Source organism: Halomonas sp., assembly GCF_041689495.1.
Taxonomy (GTDB): domain Bacteria; phylum Pseudomonadota; class Gammaproteobacteria; order Pseudomonadales; family Halomonadaceae; genus Halomonas.
This window is the reverse complement of sequence record NZ_JBDNGD010000232.1, coordinates 1-7,993: the sequence shown is the minus strand read 5'-3', so window position 1 is coordinate 7,993 and position 7,993 is coordinate 1. Positions and strand designations below refer to the sequence as shown.

Here is a 7,993-nt window from a genome sequence, read left to right as displayed (position 1 = left end):
GGTCTGGATATCCCGGCTCTCGACAACCATGCCATTGTCGAGGTGCATCAGGTCGTTCGCCTGGCCGGCATAGGAGGGGGCCTGCTCATCGGCGAGCGATGTGGGTATCGAGCAGACGGCGATCAGCGCGGCGACGGCGATGGATGAGATGGGTTTCATGGGCCCTGTTCCTCGAATCGGCCGCCATCCCTGCGGCTCGCTCCTGTGATCAACCTTTCTACCCTAGCAACACCTTGCGATATTCGCCAGGTAATCACCGATATTAGCCCTTTCGCTCTTCCCTTCAGCCGGGGCTTCGACGTCGTCGACCGGTGGCTCTCGAGCGGGTCGTGCCAGCCTTCCTGCCGCTTCGGCGGGCAGAGCGCGCTGCCGGTGCGTCTTCGCCCCGGGCCTCGCAGAGTGCGCGGCGGAGCCGATCGACATCGGCGGCACCGAGCAACTGGCGGAGATCCTGCACCAGGTCACCAAGAAAGGGGACCGGATCGTCGTCATGCTCGGCGATGGCCGCGAGGCGCTGTTCCCAGAAGGCGGTACGTTCAGGCCGGCTGGCCGCCTCCGGCAGGGAACTGATCAGGGCGCTGCCCAGTCGTGTTGACCGCAGGGTCTTGCCCTTCCTCACCAGGTAGCATCGCTCTACCAGAGTTTCGATGATTCCAGCCCTTGTGGCTTCGGTGCCCAGGCCGTCATGCTCCCGCAGAGTTCGGCGTACCCTGGGGTCTTCGACGTAGCGGGCGATGTTCATCATGGCCTTGATCAGGCTGGCGTCGGTGAAGGCATCCGGTGGTCGGGTCTCCCGATCCTCTACGCCGACCTCGGATACCCGGCAGTCCTCACCCTCCGACAGTGATGGTAGCGGTGGTGCTTCATCGCGGGTGGTGAAAAGCGGTTTCCAGCCGGCGACGAGGAGCGTCTGGCCTCTGGCTCGGAAGCGTTCACCGATGATGGTGAATTCCGCCTTCACCTCGCGGGTCTTCAGGGGCGGGTAGAACTGGGCGAGCACATTGCGGGCGATCAGCCTGAAGACCTCCGTTTCCGTCTTGTCCAGCCGGGCGGTATCCGCGGTCTTGCCGGTCGGGGACAGGGCATGGTGGGCGCCGATCTTCCTGTCGTTCCAGGCCTTCGAGCGGAGGGAGAAATCCGCTCCCTGGAACCATCCCCGCAGGGTCGAATCGTCACGACAGGCGTCCCGAAGCGTGCCGGCAGCCGCTGCCAGGTGCTCCTCGGGCAGGTAGCGGCAATCCGAGCGTGGATAGGTGATCAACTTGTGCCGCTCGTAGAGCCGCTGGCAGACGTCCAGCACCATCTTGGCGGAGTAGCCGAAGCGTCGGGAGGCATCGACCTGCAGGGCCGAGAGGGAATAGGGCAGGGGAGCCGCTTGTTGCCTGTCGCGACTCTCCAGGCCGGTGAGCCGACCGGTCTCGCCGGCCAGCCGTTCGGCTAGTTCGGCGGCAGGCTGGCGCTCCAGCAGTCGTCCCTGATCATCGAGTCGCCGTTCCTCCCCGGGGACCCACCAGGCGCGCAGTTGACCGCTGGCCACGACAAGGTCGGCCCAGAGCACGAAGAAGGGACGGGGTTGGAAATCTCGGATCTCGGCATCCCGGCGCACCACCAGGCCAAGCACCGGCGTCTGTACACGACCCACCGAGAGGACACCGTCATGACCGGCCTGACGTCCCGTCAGCGTCCAGGCTCGGGTCAGGTTGATTCCGTACAGCCAGTCGGCCCGGGCCCGGGACTCCGCGGCGCGATACAGTGGCCCATAGCGGGCATTGTCCTCGAGGCGTGACAGGGCACGCTGTATCGCCGAGGGGTTGAGGTCGTTTACCAGCAGGCGCGATACCGGGCCCTTCCAACCGAGGTAGTCGATCACCTCCTGGACCAGTAGCTGTCCTTCCCGGTCCGGATCGCCGGCATGGACCACCTCGCCGGCGTCCTTGAGCAGTCGACGGATCGATGCCAACTGGCCGCGTGCCTTGGGTCGAGGCATGAGCTTCCATCGTCCGGGCAGGATCGGCAGGTGATCCAGTCTCCAGGCCTTGAAGGCGGGATCGTAGGCATCCGGTGGTGCCTGTTCCAGGAGATGGCCCAGGCACCAGGTGACGGTGGTGTCACCGACGACGAGGGCATCAGTCCCTCGCCGGGGACTGCCCGGCAGGGCCTCGGCGATGGCGCGGGCCAGGCTGGGTTTTTCCGCAATGATCAGGCGCATCCCGGGTCTCATTCGGCTGAAGGGAGGATCAGTCTTCCAGTATTCTCTGTCGCTGGCCAGGTGTAACGGCAAGGAAACAGTGTACAATTTCTGTACTATTTTTTTCCAAGGAGATTGCCATGCGTGATCGCGGCCGAACGCGTCGCCTCGTCGGTCTGGGCGCTCGCACCGGCGGCGCCCTTATCCGCACTCGTCTGGGTGGCCAGGCAGACTGGCGAGCCCTCGGCGAGGCCCTCTTCGAGGGGCTCTCGGAGCTGAAGGGCCCGGCCATGAAGCTGGCACAGATCATGGCCCAGTGGGATGACCTGCCGCCGCCGGATCTGGTTGAGGAACTCTCGCGGCTCCAGCGACAGGCCGAGCCGATGCCCTGGCGCGCTACCGCCAGCGCTACGCTCATCTGGACGACCTGGTGATCCCCGTCCCCGAGGCACGTCTGGCGGCCATGATGCAGCTGCTCGACGCCACCCTGAAGGCCGACCCCATGGCCATGGACGAGGCCCTTCTCTCCCTCGGCGGTCGGCAGGGGCAGGGTGCCCCCCTGGCGCTCTACCGGGAAGCCGCCGAGGCGGTCTCACCCCTGTTCGCCCCGGGCGTGCAGGACTTCGGCGATGTGCGTGTTCACCGGCGACTCCGCGATCTGAGCCCCAAGGTCTGGGCGGCCATGGACCGTCTGCAGCCCCCTGCGGATACCCTGCTGCTGTAGCGCACCCTCAACGGCCATTACTGGAACCTGGTGCGTCTCGGGGCCAGGTTGGACATGAATACCCGGACCCGGCCCCTCCTGGCAGTTGCCAACCAAGGTTGATTGTGTCTGCCCAGGATCGTGCGGGACTGTTAGACTGTACGGTTTTCGGGTGCGGAGACTGCGATGCTGGCGGTATGGGTAGAACAGCTGCTGGGGTTTTCCTCGGGAGCCCTGATGGTCATTCGCCAGGATGAGCGCTATCCGACCCTGATGGCATGGGTGCGTGGCGAGGGAGCCGAGCTGATGGGCGGCAACATCGCCCAGGCGCAAGCCCTGGCACCGAAACTCTGGTCCCAGACCCCCCTGGAGCGGCTCGATTTTGCCTGTGAACCCCTGGCCAGGCCCGGGCGTAATGAGCCCTGCTGGTGTGATTCGGGCCGCAAGACCAAGCATTGCTGTGGGGCCGTGACCCTGCCGGGTCAGGTGCCTTCCCACCTGATGTGGATGCTGTCCCTCAGCGACTGGAAGGGCTGCGACCTCAAGGCATCCCTGGCCTCTGGCCGTGCCCCGGCCCAGGCGTTACTCGAGGCGGGATTGATTGCCGCGGAGAGCGGTCAGCGGGGCCGTGCCCAGCAGATCCTGGAATCCCTGTTCGAGCGGGCCGACTGGTCGCACCTGCCGGAGCAGGCGGAGCCGGCCTTCGAGATCCTGGTGGATCTCTACCAGGAGCGGGGCTTCACCCGCAAGCGCACCGCTCTTCTCGACGAAATCCTCGTCCGTGGTCCGCTGTTCCTCCGCGGCGTCGCCTTGGAGCGGCTGTGCCTGATGCATCTGGACAACGACGACCTGGACAGCGCCCGAGACGCCTTCGTGAAGGCCCAGCAGGCATTGCCCGATTCACCGACCCTGGCGTACATCGAGGCGATGCTGCTGCTCCACGAAGGCCATGACGAGGAAGCCGCCGAGCGTGCCGGTTTCTGGTTCCGACGGTTGTGTCGTCAGGGAGACCTCGACGACGACCAGCTACAGTTCCTCGCCGACCTGGCCGAGAACCCCGGTGCGACCCTGGCCGAGCAACTGCTCAATGCCGAGGAAGATCTGGCCGATCCGCTCGCCTCGCTGCAGGCCCTGCTCGAATCCCTGCCCACTGCGCCGAAGCTGACGATCCAGCGTACCGGCGAGGGCTCGCTGGAATACCGCACCACAGCGCGGGAGGATACCCTCTTCGCTGCCTGGTTCGCGCATTTCAAGTCCGTGGTGATAGGCGATGCGCCCATGGGCTTCGAGGAGGATCCCTGGGAACATGCCGGGGAATGGCTGGGGGAGCTCTGTTCTCACCCGGAATGGCTCGACTCGCCGCCGGTCGTCCAGAGCCTGGCCCTGGCATTGACCAGCCGTTTCGGCAGCCTGCCCTGGATGGCGCCCAGCCTCTTTTCCCCCCTGGCAGACCGCGTCGAACGCTGGCTCGAGCAGGTCCAGGCCGAGGGAGACGGTACCCTCAAGTGGGAGGATGGCGACAACGCCATCCTGCTGCGTACCGGCCTGGCACTGGTCGTGGGCATGGAACGCGGGGCTCGCCAGCGCTCTCGGGAACTGGCCGAGCGACTGCTGTTGCTGGATGACCAGGACAGCCTGGGTCTCTGTGAACTGGTCCTCGACCAGCTGTTGCGGGAGGGTCGTGACCAGGACGCCCTGGAACTCAGTGAAAGGGAGCTGACCGAGGATGATCAATCCAGTTCCCTGGGGCTGCTGATGGGCCGGGTACTGGCGCTGTTCCGCCTGGAGCGGCGCGAGGAAGCCAGGCAGGCTCTTGCCGCTACGCGTCGCCAGAACCCCCATGCCCTGGCCATGCTGTGCGCCGATAATCCCCGGCCCGCCAGGACCGGCCGGGACGGCATTGCCGAATCCGGCTCCCGGGCCGAGGCCTGGCAGTACCGTACCCTGATGCGCGACCAGTGGCGGATCACGCCCGGTGCCCTGGAGTGGCTGCGGGAACATCTACCCGGCTGAGGTCTCGCGTTCAGGCAGGGCGTGGCTCAGGGCGCGGAACCAGTTCCTGGTCGCGGCTGATCCAGATCGCCAGGGCGATGGCCGGCAGTCCCAGTGCCGTGGCAATGACGAAGAAGGTGGCATAGCCCTCGGCGGCGACCACCAGTCCCCCGAAGCCGCTGAGGAACTTGCCCGGCAGGGTCATCAACGACGAGAAGAGCGCATATTGGGTGGCGGTATAGGCCCTTGAGGTCAGGCTCGACAGGAAGGCGATGAAGACCGCGCTGGCCAGGCCATTGGCCAGGTTATCACCGACGATGGCCATGACCAGGAAGGGCAGGCTCTGGCCGGCCACTGCCAAGGCCGCGAACAGCAGGTTGGTCAGGGTGGCGGCCGCCGCCCCGATCACCAGAATGGGTCCGATGCCGTAGCGAGCCACCAGCAGGCCACCGAGTATCCCGCCGCTGATGCTCATGGCGATGCCGAAGATATTGGTGACATTGGCGATGGTGGCCAGGGTGAAGCCCATGTCGATATAGAGAGGGTTGGCCATGGAGGCCATGGCCAGGTCGCTGATGCGGAACACCGCGACGAAGACCAGCAACCACAGGGCCTTGAACCGATAGCGCGTGAGGAAGTCGGTGAAGGGACAGACCACGGCACCGATCAGCCAGGCGCCCAGTCGACGCAGCGGCTTGGGCTGTCCTCGGCTGGCGCGCACGAAGGCACGAACCCTGGGTTCGTGGATCAGCTGGGTGTCAAGCGACAGGCGTTCCGGTTCCGGGCGCAGCAATACGGTGACGACCCCCACTCCGACCAGGCACGCCATGGTCAGGTAGGCGGCCTCCCAGGAGAGCCAGGCGGCCACATATAGGGCGCCAGCGCCGGCGGCCAGCAATCCCCCCCGGTAGCCGATGATGTAGGTGGAGGCCATGGCCGCCTGGATGTCCTCCGGGGCCGATTCGATGCGAAAGGCATCGATGGCAATGTCCTGGGTCGCCGAGCCGAAGGCCACCAGCAGGGCGAACATGGCCACCATGGGCAGGTTGTCGACGGGATCCAGGCTTGCCAGGCCCACCAGGCCCGCGGCGATCATCGCCTGGGCCAACAGCATCCAGCTGCGCCGCTGTCCCAGGGCCCGAGTCAGCAGGGGCAGGGCCAGACGATCGACCACGGGTGCCCAGAAGAACTTGATAGAATAGAGGATGCCGATCCACGAGAAGAAACCGATAGCCGCCACCTCGACGCCATCGCTGCGCAGCCAGGCGGACAGGGTCGAGAACACCAGCAGGAAGGGCAGACCGGCGGAAAACCCCAGGAACAGCATGGTGATGACCGGTGCCTTGAGGTAGATCGCCAGGGCGGATCGCCAGCTGCGATGGGGGGTGGGTGTGGGCATGTCGGGAGCACTCCTTGCAGTCCTGACGCGACAGGGGACACGGGACTTTCCCATGAGTGATAAAATGTCGGCAACGGTGAGTTGCGCGAATGGATTGTTGCAGAGCCCCGGGGCTTGTACCAGCAACAACCTCGACAAGGAGTCCCATGAGTGACATCAATGCCATACCCGAGGAGGAGCACGACGCCAGTCCACGCTGGTACGTGATCCACTGCAAGGGCGGCGAGTCCTTCCGGGCGGCTGAGCATCTCGGTCATCAGGGCTATGAGGTCTTTCATCCGGTGCTCGAGGTGCAGAAGAGGCGTCGTGGCAAGCTTGTCTGGATTACTGAACCGCTCTTTCCCTATTACCTCTTCATTCGCCTCGACCGTCTGGCAAGCAATTGGGGACCCATACGCTCTACCCGAGGCGTGATGAGAATCGTCACCTTCGGACTAGACACCCCGGTACCGGTGGGTGATGAGCTCATCGAGATACTCAAGCGACAGGGTGATGATCGCGGGGATGCCACGGCCAACCTGTATTTCCGCGCCGGCGAACCCGTGGAGGTCACCGAAGGGCCCTTCAAGAACCTCCAGGCGGTCTTCGAAAGCCACAAGGGCGAGGAGCGCGCCATCGTGCTGCTCGGCATGCTGCAGAAGCAGCAACGTCTGGAGATGCCCGTCAGTCAGTTGCGCCGCCGCGATTAGGGTCCGTGCGTTTTTTTACCGATTCCTCGTGCCTCGATTCACGACACCCTTCAGGAGACCGACATGACCATTGCCCCACAGCGGGTCGTGAGCCTGCATTATGTTCTCAGCGATGCCGACGATAGTGTCCTCGACGATTCCCGGGCCAGGCAGAAGCCGCTGGAGTACCTCCATGGACACAACAACATCGTCCCCGGGCTCGAGCGGGCACTGACGGGCCTGGCTCAGGGTGCCACCCTCAGCGTGACCCTGATGCCGGCGGAGGCCTATGGCCTGCGCGACGAGGCTCTGGTGCGCGAAGTGGATCGCCAGGCCTTTCCCGTGGATGACCTGGCCCCGGGCATGCGTTTCCAGACACCCGGGGATGACGGCCCCGAGATCGTTACCGTGCTCGAGGTGCGCGACGCCAGTGTGCGGATCGATACCAACCATCCCCTGGCCGGTCACACCCTGCGCTATCGCCTGGAGGTGCTCGACGTGCGTGATGCCACCCGCGCCGAGCTTGCCAAGGGACATCCCTTGCCGCCGGGCACCCAGCCCGGCGAGGTCGATGACCGCAAGATGCCCTGAAATTGATCTGGATCAAGTCCGGATTCCGCTGGGCGTTTTTCGGCGACCAAACTTGATGCAGGTCAGCTTTCCTGTCCGTTGCCCGGGCTAGAGTTCTCTCAACACATCGAGACGAGAGAGCCCACCATGTATCTGGATGACGCCGTAGTTTTCGGACTGGTCACCGTCGGCATGATGATCGTTTTCATGGGCAGCTGGATCGGCTTCGTGATCCGCGACAGTCTCAAGAAGAAACACTGAGCCAAGCGCTCACCGAGTCGTCAGGGGAGGGGGGTTCGCCCCCCAGTGGCCGACCCGCAAGGGTCGGTCTTTTTTTTCGTGCGCCAGGCATGGCGCGCAGCGCCTGACTGGCGCTGTTCCCGAGGGTGGTATCTCGGGATGACTTGGGGGTGAAAGTCCCCTGCACGCCCGGCAAGGGGAAGTGCTAGCCAACGGCAAGGGTGTCTCTCGCG

The 7,993-nt window shown here is 65.0% G+C and carries 6 protein-coding genes and 1 pseudogene; 5 read left to right on the top strand and 2 right to left on the bottom strand.

Annotated elements, in window-relative coordinates:
- Nucleotides 1–283: 283 nt before the first annotated feature.
- Nucleotides 284–2,209, bottom strand: a complete 1,926-nt coding sequence (locus tag ACESMD_RS08255; RefSeq protein WP_372612105.1) for a DNA topoisomerase III — start codon at nucleotides 2,207–2,209, stop codon at nucleotides 284–286.
- A 119-nt stretch (nucleotides 2,210–2,328) separates the two neighbouring features.
- On the opposite strand from ACESMD_RS08255, the pseudogene ACESMD_RS08250 reads away from it, so the two are divergent.
- Both ACESMD_RS08250 and ACESMD_RS08245 read left to right on the top strand, forming a co-directional pair.
- Nucleotides 2,329–3,014 (top strand): annotated as a pseudogene (locus ACESMD_RS08250) (hypothetical protein).
- Between the two features lie 63 nt (nucleotides 3,015–3,077).
- A complete protein-coding gene (locus ACESMD_RS08245) occupies nucleotides 3,078–4,904 on the top strand; it encodes an SEC-C metal-binding domain-containing protein (RefSeq protein WP_372612103.1) in 1,827 nt (608 codons plus the stop codon).
- 10 nt (nucleotides 4,905–4,914) lie between these two features.
- Here ACESMD_RS08245 and ACESMD_RS08240 read toward each other — a convergent pair whose 3' ends face one another.
- Nucleotides 4,915–6,282: an MFS transporter gene (locus tag ACESMD_RS08240; protein ID WP_372612101.1), complete on the bottom strand. Its 1,368-nt coding sequence runs from the start codon at nucleotides 6,280–6,282 to the stop codon at nucleotides 4,915–4,917.
- Between the two features lie 146 nt (nucleotides 6,283–6,428).
- Between ACESMD_RS08240 and rfaH the strand changes: the two genes are divergently transcribed.
- The 3 genes from rfaH to ccoM all read left to right on the top strand — a co-directional run bounded on the left by rfaH (nucleotide 6,429) and on the right by ccoM (nucleotide 7,781).
- Nucleotides 6,429–6,971 carry a transcription/translation regulatory transformer protein RfaH gene (gene rfaH, locus ACESMD_RS08235; RefSeq protein ID WP_372612099.1) on the top strand — a complete coding sequence of 181 codons (543 nt, stop codon included), beginning with the start codon at nucleotides 6,429–6,431 and terminating at the stop codon, nucleotides 6,969–6,971.
- 63 nt (nucleotides 6,972–7,034) lie between these two features.
- Entirely contained in the window at nucleotides 7,035–7,541 is a 507-nt protein-coding gene (locus ACESMD_RS08230) for a peptidylprolyl isomerase (protein ID WP_372612097.1), read from the top strand.
- Nucleotides 7,542–7,667: 126 nt separating this feature from the next.
- Nucleotides 7,668–7,781, top strand: a complete 114-nt coding sequence (ccoM, locus tag ACESMD_RS08225) for a cytochrome c oxidase subunit CcoM (RefSeq protein ID WP_372612095.1) — start codon at nucleotides 7,668–7,670, stop codon at nucleotides 7,779–7,781.
- Nucleotides 7,782–7,993 lie beyond the last annotated feature (212 nt).

What these genes read in the sequence shown, in the direction of transcription:
- ACESMD_RS08255 (WP_372612105.1), bottom strand. Translation starts at nt 2,209, where the DNA reads ATGCGCCTGATCATTGCGGAAAAACCCAGCCTGGCCCGCGCCATCGCC.
- ACESMD_RS08245 (WP_372612103.1), top strand. Translation starts at nt 3,078, where the DNA reads ATGCTGGCGGTATGGGTAGAACAGCTGCTGGGGTTTTCCTCGGGAGCC.
- ACESMD_RS08240 (WP_372612101.1), bottom strand. Translation starts at nt 6,282, where the DNA reads ATGCCCACACCCACCCCCCATCGCAGCTGGCGATCCGCCCTGGCGATC.
- rfaH (WP_372612099.1), top strand. Translation starts at nt 6,429, where the DNA reads ATGAGTGACATCAATGCCATACCCGAGGAGGAGCACGACGCCAGTCCA.
- ACESMD_RS08230 (WP_372612097.1), top strand. Translation starts at nt 7,035, where the DNA reads ATGACCATTGCCCCACAGCGGGTCGTGAGCCTGCATTATGTTCTCAGC.
- ccoM (WP_372612095.1), top strand. Translation starts at nt 7,668, where the DNA reads ATGTATCTGGATGACGCCGTAGTTTTCGGACTGGTCACCGTCGGCATG.